The sequence below is a fragment of the Pseudarthrobacter chlorophenolicus A6 genome, from assembly GCF_000022025.1.
Classification (GTDB): Bacteria; Actinomycetota; Actinomycetes; order Actinomycetales; family Micrococcaceae; genus Arthrobacter; species Arthrobacter chlorophenolicus.
On sequence record NC_011886.1, the window covers coordinates 2340140 to 2357169 of the forward strand.

Below are 17030 nucleotides of genomic sequence, written 5' to 3' on the forward strand. Positions count from 1 at the left end.
TGTCATCCAGGCCCGGCTCGGTTTCCGGGGTACCGGGTGTGGTATTCGTCCGGCCCCACCACGCCCCTGAGGTGGTAGCGGGAGGTGTCCTGGCTGAACTCGGCTCGGGAGGCGAAGAACCGGGCAACGTCGATGACCAGTTCAGCACCCCGCCGGAGCAGCCACGGCTTGTCGTTGGTGGCCTGGTAGTACTGCCAGGCGTTGAAAGCCACCGCCAGGCCGGCGTGAAGCTGCAGGTGCGAGTAGTCCCGGACCCACCGGCCCGAGCGGTCGTTGTAGAGCCAGGTGGGCGTTTCCTCGGTCCCGTCGCTTCCGCTCTGCCAGGGAAACTTCGCTCCGGAGCAGCCCGCCAGGGCGGCGGCGTGGCGGGCTGCCGGCAGCCGGCGCCACCGGTAGTCGATGAGGGCGCGTGCCACGTCCGGAGTGCGCAGCGTCACCAGCGGCAGCACGAACAGCTCATCCCAGAAAACATGGCCGCGGTACCCCTCGCCGTGGAGCCCGCGGGCGGTGACGCCGGCGTCCAGTTCAGCCGTATGGCGGGTCAGGGTCTGCAGGACGTGGAAGATGTGGAGGTTCAGGACCAGCCGCACCTGCCCCGGCGCGTCCATCTCCACCAGGTAGGGCGCCAACTCCCGGCGCCACGCGTCGAGGTGGGCGGCCAAGAGCCCTCCCGGGTCATCGCCCGCGCGGCGCAGCACCCACCGGGCTGCCGATGCCGGCGACGAGATGGCGCGGTCCCTGGAGGTCACAACGGCGACAGTCTTGGTGATTGTTGACGGATTCCCGTCGGCGAGCGCCATCCGGAAGGCCCGGTAGTGGAGCGCCCCGTCCCGGCCCGCGGCTCCCCCGGCCGCGATGCCGGGTCCCCGGGTGCGGAAAGCCACGGCGATCCGCACCAGGCTTTGCGTCGTTTCCGCCTCGACGACGGTGATCCCGTCGTCCGGGACGTCACCGGGTTCGTCGTCCAAGGCGGTGCGCTCGCCGGTGCGATCCGCCAGGTGGACCCCGGGACCGGCCGCCGGGCCGGGGATGTTGGCGTTCCGGACCCCGGCGTCCACTCCGCTGCGCACCTCCACCGCGCCGCTCCAGCCCAGCGCCGTCACCTGCATGTCCAGCACCAGCAGGTGCGGCTCGGCCATGGACGCGAAGCGGGTCTGGACCACCTCCAGCCGTTTACCATCGGTGGTTTGGAGCAGCAGGCGCCGCTCCAGCACCGCCCTGCGCAGATCCAGCGAGCGCCGCTCGTGCAGGAGGGTCATGCCGCCGGCGGACCACCACCGGCCGCCTTCCAGCCTCAGGTCGAGGGGAAGGCAGTCCGGAGCGTTGACCAGGTGTTCCTCTACTACCGTCTCTCCGCCTGCTTCGGCTTCGGCCCTGTTGTAGACGCCGGCAAGGTACATGCCGGCGTAGCTGGCCGGGCCACCTTCCGCCGCTGCGCCCCGGACGGCCAGGTAGCCGTTGCCCAGGGTGGTAAGCGCTTCGCGGTGGCCCTCGTGGTCGGCGTCGAATCCTTCGAAGACCAGGTGCCAGGGATCGCCCAGCACCAGTCCCAGGTCCAGTTCCCCCACGTCGTTCAGGACCGCGCCGGCGCCTGCCGCTTCGAGTCCACGCCGGGTGCCGCTGCGGTCAATGCCTACCACCAGCCCGAATCCGCCGCGCCGCGCGGCCTGGACGCCGGCCACCGAGTCCTCAATGACCACGGCGTGGGACGGTGGCACGCCCAGCCTGAACGCAGCGGCCAGGAAGACATCGGGCGAAGGTTTGCCCCGCAGCCCCAGGTTGGCGGCCGCTGTTCCGTCGAGGATGACGCTGAAGAGGTCCGCGATGCCGGCCGCATCCAGGACGAAGGACGCGTTGCGGCTGGAGGTCACCACGCCAGTGGGCACCCCGGCGTCAGCCAGCCGGTGCAGCAGCTGCATGGTGCCCGGATAGCTTTTGACGCCGTCCCTGCGCAGGTGTTCGAGGAACAGCCGGTTTTTCAGGGCCCCGAGTCCGTAGGCCGTCCAGGCGCCGGACTGGTCGTGGTCCGTTCCCCGGTCCACCGCCACTCCCCTGGCGGCCAGGAACTTCATGACGCCCTCCTCGCGGGGCAGCCCGTCGATGAATGTCCGGTAATCGGCTGGGGACATTGGCGTGCGGTCAGCCGTTGCCGGGATCCGCGGGTCCTGGAAGATGCGGTCGAATGTTTCCTTCCAGGCGGCCTGGTGGAGCAGTGCGGTGTTGGTGATGACTCCGTCGAGGTCGAAGATGACCGCGTCAAACGGCGGCCTGGCGGCAGCTGCGGTGGGAGAGCCGGTCATAGGACAGTGCTATCAGCAGTGGGTCCGGGGCAGACAGTGCCGTTAGGCCCGCCGGCCCAGCCGCTGCTCGGCGGCGGCAATGACGGGCAGCGTTCGGAGGTAGGTGTCCGGGTTCAGGGACAGCGAATCGATGCCCTGGCCCACCAGGAATTCGGCGAGCTCCGGGTGGTTGCTTGGGCCTTGGCCGCAGATGCCGATCCGGATGCCTGCCGCATGGGCTTTGGAAATGGCCTCGGCGATCATGGCGCTGACGGCCGGATCCCGTTCGTCGAAGAGCCCCGCAAGCTGTTCGGAATCCCGGTCCACCCCCAGCACCAGCTGGGTGAGGTCGTTGGAGCCGATGGAGAAACCGTCGAACCGCCGGGCGAACTGGTCCGCCAGCACCACGTTCGACGGGATTTCGCACATCATGTAGAGCTGCAGTCCCGCTTCCCCTCGGACCAGGCCGTGGCTGGCCATGGCCTCGATCACCTGGTCGGCTTCGTGGACGGTGCGGCAGAAGGGGACCATCACGACGACGTTGGCGAAGCCGATCTGTTCGCGCACCCTTTTGAGGGCGCGGCATTCGAGGGCGAACCCTTCGCGGTAGTCCTCGCTGTAGTAGCGGGAGGCACCGCGGAACCCGAGCATGGGGTTTTCCTCGGGGTGTTCGAAGGACCGGCCGCCGATCAGGTGGCTGTACTCGTTGGACTTGAAATCGCTGAGCCTGACGATGACGGGCTTGGGATGGAACGGGGCAGCGATCTTGGCGATGCCGGTGGCCAGGGTGTCCACGAAGTATTCGCGGGGGTCGTCGTAGCCGCGGGTGAGCTGGCGGATGAGGGCGGCCTCGTCGTCGGCCACCCGCTCGGGATGGACCAGGGCCATGGGGTGGATGCGGATCAAATTGCTGATGATGAACTCCATCCGGGCAAGGCCAACGCCTGCAGCGGGAAGCCGCCACCATTTGAAAGCCGCGGCGGGGCTGCCGATGTTGACCATCACATCCGTCCGGGTGGCGGGCAGCCGGTCCATGTCGACGTCCTCCACCGTGTACTCCAGCAGCCCCTCGTAGACGCGGCCCTCCTCCCCTTCGGCGCAGGACAGGGTGATGGGGGCGCCGTGGGGCAGGGTGTCCGTGGCGTTGCCGGTTCCGACGACGGCCGGTACGCCCAGTTCACGGCTCACGATGGCTGCGTGGCTGGTGGGTCCGCCATGGTCCGTGACGATGCCGGCGGCACGCTTCATGACGGGAACCCAGTCCGGATCGGTCATCCGGGTGACCAGGACGGATCCGTCGGTGAATGACTCGATGTCCTTCGCGTCCCGGATGACGCAGACCGCGCCCTTGGCAATGCTGTCCCCCACGGCTGCCCCAGTGGCGAGGACATGGCCCTGCTGCTGGAGGTGATAGGTCCGGAACGTTGAGCTGCTGCGGCGCGCCTGGACCGTTTCGGGCCGGGCCTGGACCATGAACAGTTCGCCCGTCAGCCCGTCCTTGGCCCATTCCATGTCCATGGGGCGCCCGTAGTGCTGCTCCACGGCGGTTGCCCACCGTGCCAGCAGGACAGCTTCGGCGTCCGTCAACACCAGGGCGGTGCGCTCGCGTTCGGTGGTGTCCACCATCCGGGTGAGGGCGCTGCCGCCGTGGCTGTAAACCATCTTCCGTTCCTTGGCGCCGGTTTCCCGGGCGATGACCGGGGTGAAGCGGTTGTCAGCGAGCAGCGGTTTGAACACCTGGTACTTGTCCGGGTTGATGGTTCCCTGCACCACCGTCTCGCCCAGCCCCCAGGCTGCGCTGATGAGCACCGCGTGGGGAAAGCCTGATTCGGTATCGATGGAGAACATGACTCCTGAGGCCCCGACGTCGGAGCGGACCATGCGTTGAATCCCTACCGACAGTGCGACATTGAGGTGTCCGTATCCTTTGATGTCCCGGTAGCTGATGGCGCGGTCAGTGAACAGCGAGGCGTAGCAGCGCCGGCAGGCGTCGAGGACGGCCCGTTCCCCGGAGACATTGAGGAAGGTCTCCTGCTGGCCGGCGAAACTGGCATCCGGCAGGTCTTCGGCGGTGGCACTGCTGCGCACCGCCACCGGCACCTGCTCCTGGCCGGCCCGCTGTGAGAGGTCCCGGTAGTGTTCACGGATTTCAGCGGCGATACCGTCCGGGAAGCCGGCGGCCAGGAACAGTTCCCTGATGGCCGCACCGGCCTGCCGGAGCGTGGTCCGGCCCTCCTGGTAGCCGGCAATACAGTCCCTGATGCGGGGCTCCAGTCCGTTGTGTTCCAGGAAGGAACGGTAGGCGTCAGCGGTGGTGGCGAACCCTTCGGGCACCTTGACCCCGGCCGGTTGCAGCGACCTGCTCAGCTCTCCGAGCGACGCGTTCTTGCCCCCCACCGAGGCGATGTCCCCTATCCCGGTGTCGCTGAACCATTTGACGTGGACACGGGTGGCGGAGGTCGCGGAAGGAGCAGTCATGCCTTGATTCTGGGCCGGTCCGGCACCCCGGGGCAGGGTCTTAGGTCCCCGGCGTCACCGCCGGGCCCAGCGGGGCTTGGCGTCCTTGTAAATCCAGTCAGCCGCCAGGACAGCAGGGATGGCCAGGGACGCGGCCAGCAAACCGACCGGCGGGGGCGGGGCCTGTCCCAGCAGGCCAGCGGCCGGCGGGATGAACAGGCATGCTGCCAGGACCGCCAGCTCGGCCGCCACGGCCCACAGCAGCAACCTGTTGGTTCCCCAGCCAAGCTGCCACGGCATGACCGTGGCGCTCCTGCAGGCAAAGGCGTTGGCCAGCTGTCCAAGCACCACCGCCGTGAAGGCCGTGCCCGACGCCGCCAGGAGCAGCCCCGGTTCAGGAGGCCCGCCGCGGGTCCAGCCGCCGGCGAACAGCACGGCAGAGAAGGCAGCCATTTCAACGGCGGCTTCGACCGGGCCCAGCACGCAGAACACGCGCACCATCAGGTGCCGGTCCATCAGGTGCCGCCGGTCCGGCGGCCGGGACAGAACACGCTTGCCCGGAGCTTCGGCACCCAGTGCCAGGGCCGGCAGCAGGTCGGTGCCGATGTCCAGCGCCAGGATCTGCAGCACCCCGAGCGCCAGCGGGAATTGGCCGCCCGAAAGCGCCCACACGACGAAGGGCGTCAGCTCAGCGACGTTGTCCGTCAGGTGGTACGTCAGGAACCGGTGGATGTTGGCGTACGTTGCCCGGCCCTGTTCGATGGCCGCCACGATGGTGGCGAAGTGGTCATCGAGCAACACCAGGTCTGCGGCTTCCCGGGCCACATCGGTTCCGGCCAGGCCCATGGCAACGCCGATGTCCGCTTCCCGCAGGGCGGGCCCGTCGTTCACGCCGTCGCCGGTCATCGCCACCACATGGCCGCGTGACTGCAGCGCCTTGGCCACCCGGAGCTTCTGCTCGGGCGACACCCGGCTGACCACGATGCCGTCCCGGTCCAGTAACGCCCCCAGCATCTGTTCGTCCTCCGGCAGGCCGGAGCCTTCCACCACCGTCTCCGGCGTTCCGGCCAGGCCAATCTCGCGGGCGATTGCCGCCGCCGTGGCCGGATGGTCACCGGTGATCATGGCCAGCTTGAGCCCGGCCCGGCGGGCTGTGCTGATGACGTCACCCACGCCGGGCCGCGGCGGGTCATGCAGGCCAATCAGCCCCAGGAGTTCCATGCTGCGTTCCAGCTCTTCCGGGGGCATCGTCATCGTGTCACCGGCCAGGCCGGCCAGGTTCCGCCGCGCCACCGCAATGACCCGCAGGCCGCCGGACGCCATCGCCCCGACCTCGCCGGCGGTGCCTGCGGTGACGCCCGCGCATAGCGGCAGCACCGCTTCCGGTGCGCCCTTGCAGAACAGGTCCTGGCCCACAATGGCCGACTCCCGGCGTCGTACGGGGTCAAACGCGAGCCGTCGCGCGGGCGGCGTCCCGGACACCGGGCCGCCCGCGAGCCGCTGCGCCAGCGCATCGATCGCTGCCTCCATCGGGTCGCCGGAAGCCTGCCACTCGCCGTTGCGCGGCCCTGCGATGCCGCCCGGGCGGCGAGCGCCGCCTCTGCCGCCGCTTCCTGGCCGTCGCCCTGCACGGCTCCGGCGGGTCCGTATCCCTCCCCTGCCACCTGGATGGTTCCGGCGGGTGTGTGGACTTTGACGGCGTTCATCCTGTTCTGGGTGAGGGTCCCCGTCTTGTCGGTGCAGATGAAGGTGGTGGACCCCAGCGTTTCAACGGCCTCCAGGTTGCGTACCAGTGCGTTCCTGGCCGCCATCCGCTGGGCGCCCATCGCCAGGGACAGGGTGACAGTGGGCAGCAGGCCTTCCGGGACGAGCGCAACGGCCACTCCGATGGCGAACAGGAACGAGTCGCGCCAAGCGATTCCCGCCACGAGGGAGACCAGGAAGAACAGGCAGGCGATGCCCAGGGCCACCAGCACCACCAGCCGCACAATCCGGCGCAGCTCGAGGGACAACGGCGTGGGCGGCGGAACGGCAGCACTGGTCAGTGCGGCGATCCCGGCCAGGCGGGTGCTGGCACCCGTGGCGGTAACGGTGGCTTCGGCGTCGCCGTTGACCAGGAAGGTGCCGCCCCAGGCGGGGTCGCCGCCCGTTTTGGGGACCGGCACGCTTTCGCCGGTCAGCATGGATTCATCAACGGCACAGGCCGCGGCCGTGAGCAGGATGACGTCGGCGGGGACCCGGTCGCCGGCGGTCAGGAGCACCGCGTCATCTATGACCAGGTCACTGGCGTGGACGGTCCGGACCTGTCCGTCCCGCCGGACGCGGACGTCGGCGGGCAGCAGGCCGCGCAGCCTGGCCGCGGCGTGCTGGGCGCGTTCCTGCTGGATGTGGGCGAACACGCCGTTGACGATCACGACGACGATGATCGCCACCCCCAGTTGCGGCATGTCCGCAACGAAGGCCAGGGCGGCGGCCACCCAGAGCATGAGGGCGAAGAAGTGGGTCAGCTCCGCCCAGAGCTTGCGCCACTGCGGGACGGGCTTCTCACCCGGGAGGACGTTGGGTCCGGCACGTCTGAGCAGTTCCGCTGCCCGCTCGGTGGTGAGGCCTGCAGCGGCCATCACACGCTGTCCGGCTCCTGCCCCACCAGGACCACCGGGCACACGGAGCGTGCGGCGCAGGCCTTGCTGACGGAGCCCATGGATGTACCGGGGAAGCCTCCTTCACCGTGCCTGCCCACCACCAGCAGCTGCGCCCGCTTGCTCTCTTCCACCAAAACTTTGCCCGGCGCGCCGAACCTGACCGTCACGTCGATGGCCGTGGGGCGGTGGCCGGTAAATGCCCGGCCGAGGGCGTCCTCCACCAGGCGCCTGGCGGTGTCCTCCAGCCCGGCCGTCAACGGGTGCTCGCTGCTCTCAAGACTGGATACCACCAGGTAATCAGGCATGCCGATACAGGTGATGACCTCCAGCCTGGCGCCCAACCCGGCGGCGAGGGTTCCGGCGTACCGGAGGGCAGCCGAGGAGAATTCGGAGCCGTCAACACCCACGATGACGGGCCGGGAAGCTGATTCTTCGTTCATATCCAATACATTCGCCACGACGGCGGGCGGCCCGGAAGTGCCAAAGGTCATGCCGGCGTGGACGGCCGCACGGTGGCTCCGCGCAGGGCCCGGAGCCCGTTCAGGATGGTGGCCAAGTCCACGAGCTCCTGGAGGAGGGCGCCGGTGACGGCGGGAATGTAACCGGTCATGGCCACGGCCATCAGCCCCACGCTTAGTCCGATGCCTGTCCAGATGCTGACGAGGGCCACCGACATGGTGCGTTGCCCGATGGCCACTGCCAGGGCAACCCTGGAGAGGTCATCGAGCATCACCACCACGTCCGCGGATTCGCTGGCAGCTGTAGCGCCCTTGGCGCCCATGGCGATGCCCACGTCCGCTGCCGCGAGCACCGGCGCGTCGTTGACGCCGTCGCCCACCATGATCACGGGCCGCTCCCGGACGGCCGCCACGGCCTGGACTTTGTCCTCCGGCAGGCAGTCCGCCTGCACCCTGGTGATGCCGGCTTCCCTGGCGATGTGTGCGGCGGTGGCGCCGGCGTCGCCGGTCAGCAGCACGGTGTGCCGGACCCCCAGCCGCTGCAGCTGGCCAAGCGTTTCCACGGCGTTGTCCCGCAGCGGGTCCTTCATGATCAGCGCTCCGGCGTAGGTCCCGTTGATGGCCACGTGCACCGCCAGCTGGCCACTGCGGATCGACGCGTCGCGGAACCCGGCCGCCGCTTTCACCAGGCCGGCCTTGCCCACCACCACGGTGTCACCCCCGCAGACGGCCTGCACACCGTGGGTGGCATGCTCGGTGGCTTCCGTTACCGGCAGGAGCTCCAGGTTGCGCTTGGCGGCCGCCTCGATGACGGAGGCCGCCAGGACGTGGGAGGAGTACTGTTCCGCGGAAGCAGCCAGCTGCAGGATGCGCGCAGGATCAAAGGCCGGCCCGGCACCGGATCCCGCGGCGGGTGCCGCCTGCACGGTGTCCAGGACGGGGCGTCCCGAGGTGAGGGTTCCGGTCTTGTCGAAGACCGCCGTCCGGGCCCGGGCCAGCTGCTCCAGGGTGCCGGTGTTCTTGATAATGATGCCCTTGCGGGCGGCCTGGCTGGTGCCGGCCAGGAATGCCACGGGTGCGGCGATCAGGAGCGGGCACGGCGTGGCCACCACCAGGACCTGGGCAAACCGGACGGGGTCTGACGAGAGGATCCAGGCGGTGGCGGCCATGGCCACCGCGAGCGCGGTGAAGGGAACGGCGTACCGGTCCGCGAGGCGCACCACCGGCGCCCGGCTGGAGGAAGCCTCCTCCACCAGGGCGATGATGCGGCTGTATTGTGAGTCGGCCGCCGTGGCCGCCGCCCGCACCCTGATGGCTGCCTCGCCGTTGACCGAGCCGCTGAGCAGGAGGTCCCCCCGCACCCGTTCCACCGGCAGGCTCTCGCCGGTCAGGGACGATTCGTCCATGCTGGCCGCAGCGGACAGGAGCTCGCTGTCCACCGGCACCAGTTCAGAGGGGCGCACCACCAGGATGTCGCCCGGCAGCACTTCGCCGATGGGGGTGTCCTCCAGTATCGATCCATCAGTTTCCCGGTGGGCGTAGCGGGGAGCCCGGTCCAGCAGGGACCTCAGTTCGCGGACGGCGCGGCCCTGGGCGAAGGTTTCCAGCGCCTCGCCGCCGGCCAGCATGAGGATGACCACCAGCGCCGCCAAGTATTCGCCTACCGCCACCGTGCTCGCGATGGCCATGAGCGCCAGCACGTCGATCCCCCAGCGGCCCTCGCGGAGGGACCTGATCATCGCCACCGCACGGAACATCGCCACGAGGGCTGCATAGGCGGAGGCACCCAGCCGCGCCGGTTCCTCCCGCCCGGCGAGCAGCAGCCCCAGGGTGGCGGCGAGCACGAGGCAGGTCAGGAACACCAGGGGATACAGGCGGACCCGGGCCTGCATCCTGGCCAGCAGTGGATCGCCCGGTGCCGGGCTGTCGCCGGCCGTCCCGGGCCCTGCGATCACGCCCGGCGGGGTCGGCTGTCCCTTAGGCAAGGTCCGCCCGCGGGGCATCATCCAGGTGGTTCCACCACGTCAGCGGGGACGTGACCACGAACCGCCTGCCGGTCACGGACCGGGGGACGATCCGCACAAAGTGGTCCTTGGGTCCCGCCTGCCACGGAAAAAGGACAAGCCCCGGGCCCTTCATCAGGTCAGGGGACGGTTCCAGGATCTGGGCGCGGCCCTTGACCTCCACGCTCCAGGCCCGCCGCGGCTCGCCGCCGGTGCCGTCAGCTTCGAGGGCGACGGCGGCGTCCCCGGCCAGGGCGGCCAGTTTTGTTCCCTCGCCGGTGCGGAACACCAGGGCAGTGTTGTCCACCTTGTAGTTGACCGGGAAGATTTCCGGATGCCCGTCCACCAGGACTGCCAGATGGCCCACCGACACTTCGCGCAGGAGGTCCCAGCAGTCATCGGGGCTGAGCACTTCCATCTCCGGAGCCGCTGATCTGTTGTGCATGGACCTGACGGTAGTGGCCGCAGAGTCGCGGCGCTAGGGCATTACGGCCCGGGCGTACCGTGCTGGCGGGTGCACGGCACCTTACGGTCTTTGGGCCCTGTTGGTACCCCGGCCGGGCTTCTAGGATCTGGACATGACCGACAAGAACATGGTGCCCGAAGCTGAAATCCTCGATGCCGACGAATGCTGGCGCTTGCTGGAGAACACGAGCGTTGGACGCCTCGCCGTGGTTGTTGATGGCCAGCCTGACGTCTTTCCGGTGAGCTTCAAGCCCGACGGCGGCGGCGTGCTGTTCCGCACCGGCAGCGGAACCAAGCTCGATGCCATGGAAGCGAACTCGCTGGTTGCCCTCGAAGCTGACAGCGTGAGCGGCGAGTTCGGGCTGGCATGGAGTGTTGTAGTCAAAGGCAGAGCAGTCCAGGACGACGCCTCGGGGACCTCGCTCAACGAGACCCGCCGCGGGCTGTTCCCCTGGCAGGGTGTTGGCCAGGAGCACCTGATCCGCATCGTTCCCCAGTCTGTAACCGGCAGGAAGTTCACCCTGTCCGCAACAGGGACCTGGCGGACGACGCTGGACGACGCCACCCGGGCAGGGCTCGAATAGCCGCCGCCCGCCCGGAGCCCGGAGGCGTGTCATGGACTGTGGACCGCTTCTTCGCCGGTTCCCCTGAGGCCCTCGAGGTTTACCGGGAGGTCAGCCGCATCGCTTCATCCTTCGGCAACGTCGAGGAACGTGCCTCCAAAAGCCAGGTGTCGTTTCGTCGGCGGCGAGGCTTCGCCTTTCTGTGGCGGCCGGGTGCGTACGTGAGGTCAGAGGTTCCCGTGGTCCTGTCCCTGGCCCTTCCTTATGAGGCCGCATCCCCACGGTTCAAGCAGATCGCCCATCCATCCCCGGGTATGTGGATGCACCACCTAGAAATCACGGACGCCGGCCAGGTGGACGCGACGGTCGCCGCCTGGATGCGCCAGGCCTTCGACTTTGCGGCTTAATGCGTTCTCCTGTCCGCCACAGGGCGCCCCCGCTTTAGGGGCCTAAGGCCCTCACGGGCCCGGCAGTACGCGCGGCACCATGGTGCCATGAACAACTCCAGCACCAACGGCGACGCCGGCCTGCCGCCGAGGAAAGTGCACCTCGCAGAGCAGCCGGTCGCCGTCGTCCGTGAACAGGTCCGCATGGATGAACTCCCGGAATTCTTCGGCCGCGCCTTCGCAAGTGTCATGGCGGCAGCGCAGCGGCAGGGAGCCGCCCCCGCCGGGCCGCCGTTCGCGCGCTACCACGGCATGCCCGGCGAAACGGTGGACGTTGAGGCCGGTTTCCCCATCGCCGGAGGGTTCACGACGGCCGATGGCGTCGAAGCTGGAACGCTGCCGGAAACCGATGCCCTGGAAGCGCTCCACAGCGGCCCCTACGACACCCTCCAGCACACATACGGAGCCATCCAGCAGCAGATGCAGGCTGACGGGCTCATCCCCGCCGACACCATGTGGGAGTACTACCTCAGCGACCCGGAGAAGGAACCGGACCCGGCCACGTGGCAGACCAGGGTCGTTTGGCCGGTAGCCGGCCGGACCGGCTAGTTCACATCCGCGGATCCCGATGCCGGTCCCCGCCGGACAGCACCGCGCACCCGCGGAGGCCTAGGAGCGGCCCCCGCCCTCCGGCGTCGTACTCCGCTGTTCCAGAAGCGTCCGCAGCTCCTCCAGCAACTCAAGCTGCTGGCGGTTGATGGCCATCAGCCGGTCGATCTCCCCTTTGGACTGCATGTCCGTTTCAAGGTCGTGCCGTGCCATGGCAGCAGCTATCGCATCCTGCCGTTTGGCGGCGATGAGGAGGATGGCGCCCTGCAGGCCCGCCAGCATGGAGAGGAAGAGGTTCAGGAGGATATACGGGTACGGATCCCAGGCAGTGGCCGTCAGCAGGTAGGTATTCACGGCAGCCCACGCCGCCATGAAGGCCATGAAGAAACCCACGAATGTCCAGCTGCCCATCCCGTTCCGGAGGACGTCCGCCGCCCGTTCGCCACGGCTAAGGCCCTCCTTGTGCCGGGCGTGCCACGTAGTTCTGCGCTCGCTCATGAGCCAAGGGTATGCGTCAGCGTCAACAAATCGCCCTGCGGTGGGCCGCGCCAGATCGCGTGCGGCTCGCCGCTCCCCTGGCGGGGCCTGCCGGGCTGGGCCTGCCAGGCATCAGAAGCTGGAAGAACTTCCGGAGCCCGAGAAGCTGCCACCGCTGCTTCCGTAACCGGTGGTGGTGCTTCCGCCGCCGCCCCGCGCCGAGCTGACACTGTTGAGGCCTGTGCTGAGCCCCGAGCTGAAGGCCGCGACGTTGAAGAAGTGGTAGGACGGGTAGACGGTTCCGAGGATGCTGGGCTCATAGGTCCGGCGCTGGCTGCGCCCCAGTCCGTCCTGGGCTGTCTCCATTTGCTGGCGCATGAGTTTCGCTTCGCGTTCGTTTTTCGCAAAGCCGGCTATGACCGTTGAGGCATGGTTCTCCAAAAGCCCGGCCAGCCTGCTGCGTGCCTCATTGAGGCGGTCCAGCGCCGTTTCGGGGGTGATCCGTTCCTCGGCCAGTTCCGCCGTCCACCCCTCGATGTCCCGCAGGCTGTGGTCCCGGAAGGACCGCAGTGCAGCGGCGGTGGCGGAGTCGCCCTGGCCGTGGTGCTTGGTCAGCAGCTGTTCCAGCCCGGACAGGTCGCTGCGTAAGGGCGCAAGCTGCCGGTCCCAGGCGGCGGGCCAGGTGGCGGCCCGGTTGAGGAAGGCGTTCGTGTCCGCGATAACGTCATCGAGGGCATCGAGCTCGGTGGCGGCATCGGCGTACTCGCGGGTGATTTTGAGGTTCCCGCGGCGGCCCAGCGAGCGCTGGCTGAGCGCATGGACCTTGTTGGAAAGGTCAGTGGCGGCGGTGTACCGGTTCAGGAACGTGCGGTGCTTTTCCAGGACCTGGCTGCCGTAGCGTGAGGATTCCGGGATGGTCCGTGCGTTGAGCTCCGTGACGTCCAGATCCATACTGACGCTGGCGTAGCTCCGGTCCCCGCGCTCAATTTCCTTGCGGCTGGCGGACCTGGTCACGGTCCGGACAATCAGCCAGGCGCCGGCGCCCAGGGCGGCGATCCCGCCGCTGACCCAGGCTGTGACCAGGAAGGCAGCCGACTGGTACCACGGCTGGTTGATCAGCTGCGCGGCACGCCGGACCCCGGCGATGGTGCCGTCGGTCCACTGGGCGTCCCGGAACAGTTCCTTCGTGGCGTCCTGGATGTCGCCGCGCTGCTCAAGCGACACCTTGCGGTCTTCACCCATGTACGTCCCCACGTGGCGGCCCACGGGGTCCAGCGCAAAGATGAACAGCCCGTCCGCCCACTTCTGCCCGTCTGCGCTGATCCAGTCAGGATGCTCGGTGCGGGCGAACCGGAGCACTTCCTCATTGAGGTTGTCTTCGGCCCGCCCGTTGTAGGTGTAGACCGCTACGGTGGTGGGCTCGTGGAAGTCCATCGCTTCAACAGCCGGGACCAGGGTGTTCCGGTCAAGCACTCCGGCGGTGTCCTCAACCACCACGGATGACGGCGGAACCGCGAGCGCAGGGGCTGCGTTGCCCAGCATCAACGCGGCCAGGAACAGCAGCAGGCCTGCCATCCTTGGCACGGCTTCCCGACGCCGGGAAGTGTCTTCTATTGTCAGCGGCATCCGTGTCCCCCATCGAAATTGTCCTGGTCCATTCGTATCAGCGGGCAACACTCCTGGCCAGCGGGAAGAGAACCTCCGGGGGCCAGGTTCAAGCGTCACCCGGTTCCGTCCGGCGCTTCCAGGGTCCTTGGTCCTGCAGCGTCACGTGGCCTGGATATGGAGCGGATGCCCGGGTCCTAAGACCCTTTGCGCGGAAGGGCCGGTCTTCCATGCTTAAGGCCCCGGACGCGTCCTTTCCCGCAGTCAAGGACGTGCGCGTCGCAGGCGGTCCGCGCATCGGCCCACCAGCGCGCGATTCGGTGACGCACCCCCCAACAGCAAGGACCAGAGATGAAAGCGCTTGTTTATGGCGGCCCCGGTAAGAAGTCCTGGACGGATGTGCCGGACCCTGCCATCCGGAACCCCGGCGACGCGATCGTCAGGGTGGACACCACCACCATCTGCGGGACGGACCTGCATATCCTCAAAGGGGACGTGCCTGCCGTGCAGGAGGGCCGGATCCTTGGGCACGAGGGCGCCGGCACCATCACCGAGGTGGGCTCATCCGTTAGCAGCCTCAAGCCCGGGGACCGGGTAATCATCTCCTGTATTAAGTCCTGCGGCCACTGCGCCAACTGCAGGGCCGGCCTGTACTCGCATTGCCTCGGTGACGAGGGCGCCCCGGGGATCGGCTGGATCTTCGGCCACCTGATTGACGGGACGCAGGCGGAGTACGTCCGGGTGCCGTATGCGGAGAATTCGCTGCACCTCTTGCCGGCCGGAGTCAGCGACGAGCAGGCCGTCATGCTCTCGGACATTTTTCCCACGGGCTTCGAAATCGGCGTCCAGTACGGCCGGGTGAAGCCCGGCGACACTGTGGCTGTGGTGGGGGCAGGGCCGGTGGGTTTGGCGGCAATTGCCACGGCCGGGCTCTATGGCGCCGCGGGCATCATCGCGGTGGACCTGGACCGGAACCGGCTGGAGCAGTCCCGCAGCTTCGGCGCCACACACGTGGTGGTGTCCTCAGACGCCGACTGGAAGAGCCAGGTGCTCTCGCACACGGACGGGCTGGGCGTGGACGTGGCCATTGAGGCCGTGGGCATTCCAGCGACTTTCGACATGTGCACCGAGATTGTCCGCCCGGGCGGCAACGTGGCCAACGTGGGCGTGCACGGCAAGCCGGTGGAGCTGCACCTGGAACGGCTGTGGATCCAGAACATCAATGTCAGCATGGGCCTCGTCAACGCCAACACCACCCCCATGCTCCTGCGCCTGGTGGCCCAGAAGAAGCTGCCGGCGGAGAAGTTCGCCACCCACCACTTCGGGTTCGACCAGTTCATGGACGCGTACGACACGTTCAGCCGGGCGGCCGAGACCGGAGCCCTGAAGGTGGTCATTGCCCGGTGAACCCCGCCCGGAGCTGAACACAGGAAACGCCGCGGACCGTGGGTACGGTCCGCGGCGTTTGAGGGATGGCGGTGACTAGTCCTGCCCGGGGCCCTGCGGTGTGGCCTGCTCCGGCGACTTGCCGTTGCCTGCTGAACCAACGGACGTCGCGGACGTGCCGGCTGTTGGCGTTGCCGACGTCTGGCCGAAGCCCTTCAGCATCTGGATGACGTCAAAGCCGGTGGTGTCCTTGAGGAGCTGGGCTGTTTCGTGCACGCCCGAGGAGACGTTCCTGCTCACCTGTCCGGCGCCGTCGTTCGAGATGACCGTCATGTTGCTGATGGCACCCATCGGGGCCGCGATTTCCTTCGCGATGGACGGCAGGACTTCCAGCAGCTTGTTCAGGATGGCTGCCTCGTTGAACTCGCTGTACGCCTTGGCCTGGGCTTCGATGGCTTCCGCTTCGGCCTTGCCCCGCAGTCCGATGACATCCGCTTCGGCAATACCCTGCGACTTGGTGACTTCCGCCTCGGCCAGGCCGCGGATCTTGTTGATCTCCGTTTCCGCGTTTCCCTTGGCCGTGTTGGCGGCAGCCAGCGCCTGGGCTTCCACCTCGTTGCCGGCAGCCCGCAGTTTCCTGGTTTCCAGTTCGGCGGCTGCCTCCACCTTGGTTGCTTCGGAGATCCGGGTACGGCGGGACACATCCGCTGCAGCTTCCGTTTCCACCTTGTACTTGGCGGCATCGGCGGGCTTGCGGACCTCGATGTCGAGTTCCTTTTCACGGAGTTCCGCCTGGCGTGCCACCACCTGCTGGTTCTTCAGGATGATCGCTTCCTGCTGGTCAGCCTGGGCCAGCGGCCCGGCAGCATCGGCCTCAGCCTGGCGGGCATCGGTTTCCTGCTTGAGTTCGGCGCGGCGGAGCGCCAGCTTCTGCTCCGCCTCAGCCGTCTTCTGGTCCGCAAGGGCTTTCGCCTCCGCGGCCTCGCGCTGCGAATTGGCCTCGGCGATGCTCGCGTTCCGGGCCACCAGCGCAGCTTCGGGACGCCCCAGGTTCTTCAGGTAGCCGCCGGTATCGTCCACGGACTTGATCTGGAAGGTGTCGATCACCAGGCCCTGGTTGGTCATGGAGTGTTCGGCCTCCTCCTTGACGGAGGCCGCGAACTGCGCGCGGTCCTTGATGATCGCATCAACGCTCAGCGTGCCGACGATCGAGCGCAGGGAGCCAGACAGGGTTTCCTGCGTGTAGTGGTCAATGGCGTCCTGCTGGTCCAGGAACCGCTGGGCGGCCTTGCGGACCGAAACCTTGTCGCCCCCGACCTTGACCTGGGCAACACCAGTCAGCTTGAGCTGGATGCCGTTGTTCGAAATGGCCTCGATGGTCACCTCAACCTGGCGCGAGGACAGCGAGATGTGGCTGACGCGCTCGGTGATGGGATTGACGAATGCCCTGTTGTTGATGATGACCCGCGACTGGTCATCGGAAGTTTCGTTCGTTGTGTTCGGATCGCTCTTGCCGGTAATCAGCATCGCCTCGTTGGGCTTGGCGAACCGGATGCTCTTGGTATAGAAAATGAATCCGGCGATGAGCAGCACCACCACTGCAGCTGCGGCGATCAGGACGATCACCATGGTTCCCCCAATAATCATGTCTCCCCTTATTCACATGTTGAATTTCTCCAGTCACTTTACGTGCCAAAGCG

The 17030-nt window shown here is 67.9% G+C and carries 12 protein-coding genes and 1 pseudogene; 4 read left to right on the plus strand and 9 right to left on the minus strand.

Annotation, left to right across the window (positions count from 1 at the left end; translation table 11 throughout):
* Positions 1 to 2: 2 nt before the first annotated feature.
* The 6 genes and pseudogenes from ACHL_RS10470 to ACHL_RS10495 all read right to left on the minus strand — a co-directional run bounded on the left by ACHL_RS10470 (position 3) and on the right by ACHL_RS10495 (position 10284).
* Positions 3 to 2300 carry a beta-phosphoglucomutase family hydrolase gene (locus ACHL_RS10470; RefSeq protein ID WP_244266458.1) on the minus strand — a complete coding sequence of 766 codons (2298 nt, stop codon included), beginning with the start codon at positions 2298 to 2300 and terminating at the stop codon, positions 3 to 5.
* Between the two features lie 42 nt (positions 2301 to 2342).
* Positions 2343 to 4757, minus strand: a complete 2415-nt coding sequence (gene ppsA, locus ACHL_RS10475) for a phosphoenolpyruvate synthase (RefSeq protein ID WP_015937268.1) — start codon at positions 4755 to 4757, stop codon at positions 2343 to 2345.
* Between the two features lie 54 nt (positions 4758 to 4811).
* A pseudogene (locus tag ACHL_RS10480) lies at positions 4812 to 7357 on the minus strand (cation-translocating P-type ATPase).
* Positions 7357 to 7818, minus strand: a complete 462-nt coding sequence (locus ACHL_RS10485; RefSeq protein ID WP_043793962.1) for a universal stress protein — start codon at positions 7816 to 7818, stop codon at positions 7357 to 7359. Before ACHL_RS10485 ends, ACHL_RS10480 begins: the two are co-directional and overlap by 1 nt.
* Before the next feature lie 47 nt (positions 7819 to 7865).
* Entirely contained in the window at positions 7866 to 9842 is a 1977-nt protein-coding gene (locus ACHL_RS10490; protein ID WP_015937270.1) for a heavy metal translocating P-type ATPase, read from the minus strand.
* Complete coding sequence (locus tag ACHL_RS10495) at positions 9814 to 10284, minus strand: pyridoxamine 5'-phosphate oxidase family protein (RefSeq protein WP_015937271.1); 471 nt, start codon at positions 10282 to 10284, stop codon at positions 9814 to 9816. Before ACHL_RS10495 ends, ACHL_RS10490 begins: the two co-directional genes overlap by 29 nt.
* A 133-nt stretch (positions 10285 to 10417) precedes the next feature.
* Between ACHL_RS10495 and ACHL_RS10500 the strand changes: the two genes are divergently transcribed.
* The 3 genes from ACHL_RS10500 to ACHL_RS10510 all read left to right on the plus strand — a co-directional run bounded on the left by ACHL_RS10500 (position 10418) and on the right by ACHL_RS10510 (position 11862).
* On the plus strand, positions 10418 to 10888 hold the full coding sequence (locus ACHL_RS10500) for a pyridoxamine 5'-phosphate oxidase family protein (protein ID WP_015937272.1): 471 nt from the start codon (positions 10418 to 10420) through the stop codon (positions 10886 to 10888).
* Between the two features lie 26 nt (positions 10889 to 10914).
* Positions 10915 to 11274: a DUF5655 domain-containing protein gene (locus ACHL_RS10505; RefSeq protein ID WP_015937273.1), complete on the plus strand. Its 360-nt coding sequence runs from the start codon at positions 10915 to 10917 to the stop codon at positions 11272 to 11274.
* A gap of 87 nt (positions 11275 to 11361) precedes the next feature.
* Positions 11362 to 11862, plus strand: coding sequence for a GyrI-like domain-containing protein (locus ACHL_RS10510; protein ID WP_015937274.1), 501 nt, complete (start codon positions 11362 to 11364; stop codon positions 11860 to 11862).
* A 60-nt stretch (positions 11863 to 11922) separates the two neighbouring features.
* On the opposite strand, the gene ACHL_RS10515 is transcribed toward ACHL_RS10510, so the two are convergent.
* Positions 11923 to 12360, minus strand: coding sequence for a DUF1003 domain-containing protein (locus ACHL_RS10515; protein ID WP_043793963.1), 438 nt, complete (start codon positions 12358 to 12360; stop codon positions 11923 to 11925).
* Positions 12361 to 12471: 111 nt separating this feature from the next.
* On the minus strand, positions 12472 to 13914 hold the full coding sequence (locus tag ACHL_RS10520; protein ID WP_043793964.1) for a DUF5129 domain-containing protein: 1443 nt from the start codon (positions 13912 to 13914) through the stop codon (positions 12472 to 12474).
* Positions 13915 to 14295: 381 nt separating this feature from the next.
* On the opposite strand from ACHL_RS10520, the gene ACHL_RS10525 reads away from it, so the two are divergent.
* Positions 14296 to 15351 carry a zinc-dependent alcohol dehydrogenase family protein gene (locus tag ACHL_RS10525; RefSeq protein ID WP_015937277.1) on the plus strand — a complete coding sequence of 352 codons (1056 nt, stop codon included), beginning with the start codon at positions 14296 to 14298 and terminating at the stop codon, positions 15349 to 15351.
* Between the two features lie 75 nt (positions 15352 to 15426).
* Here the strand turns inward: ACHL_RS10525 and ACHL_RS10530 are convergent, their stop codons facing one another.
* Entirely contained in the window at positions 15427 to 16977 is a 1551-nt protein-coding gene (locus tag ACHL_RS10530; protein ID WP_015937278.1) for a flotillin family protein, read from the minus strand.
* Between the last annotated feature and the right edge of the window lie 53 nt (positions 16978 to 17030).

Coding starts and splice junctions, on each gene's coding strand:
- ACHL_RS10470 (WP_244266458.1), bottom strand. CDS start 2,300: ATGACCGGCTCTCCCACCGCAGCTGCCGCCAGGCCGCCGTTTGACGCG.
- ppsA (WP_015937268.1), bottom strand. CDS start 4,757: ATGACTGCTCCTTCCGCGACCTCCGCCACCCGTGTCCACGTCAAATGG.
- ACHL_RS10485 (WP_043793962.1), bottom strand. CDS start 7,818: ATGAACGAAGAATCAGCTTCCCGGCCCGTCATCGTGGGTGTTGACGGC.
- ACHL_RS10490 (WP_015937270.1), bottom strand. CDS start 9,842: ATGATGCCCCGCGGGCGGACCTTGCCTAAGGGACAGCCGACCCCGCCG.
- ACHL_RS10495 (WP_015937271.1), bottom strand. CDS start 10,284: ATGCACAACAGATCAGCGGCTCCGGAGATGGAAGTGCTCAGCCCCGAT.
- ACHL_RS10500 (WP_015937272.1), top strand. CDS start 10,418: ATGACCGACAAGAACATGGTGCCCGAAGCTGAAATCCTCGATGCCGAC.
- ACHL_RS10510 (WP_015937274.1), top strand. CDS start 11,362: ATGAACAACTCCAGCACCAACGGCGACGCCGGCCTGCCGCCGAGGAAA.
- ACHL_RS10515 (WP_043793963.1), bottom strand. CDS start 12,360: ATGAGCGAGCGCAGAACTACGTGGCACGCCCGGCACAAGGAGGGCCTT.
- ACHL_RS10520 (WP_043793964.1), bottom strand. CDS start 13,914: ATGGCAGGCCTGCTGCTGTTCCTGGCCGCGTTGATGCTGGGCAACGCA.
- ACHL_RS10525 (WP_015937277.1), top strand. CDS start 14,296: ATGAAAGCGCTTGTTTATGGCGGCCCCGGTAAGAAGTCCTGGACGGAT.
- ACHL_RS10530 (WP_015937278.1), bottom strand. CDS start 16,977: ATGATTATTGGGGGAACCATGGTGATCGTCCTGATCGCCGCAGCTGCA.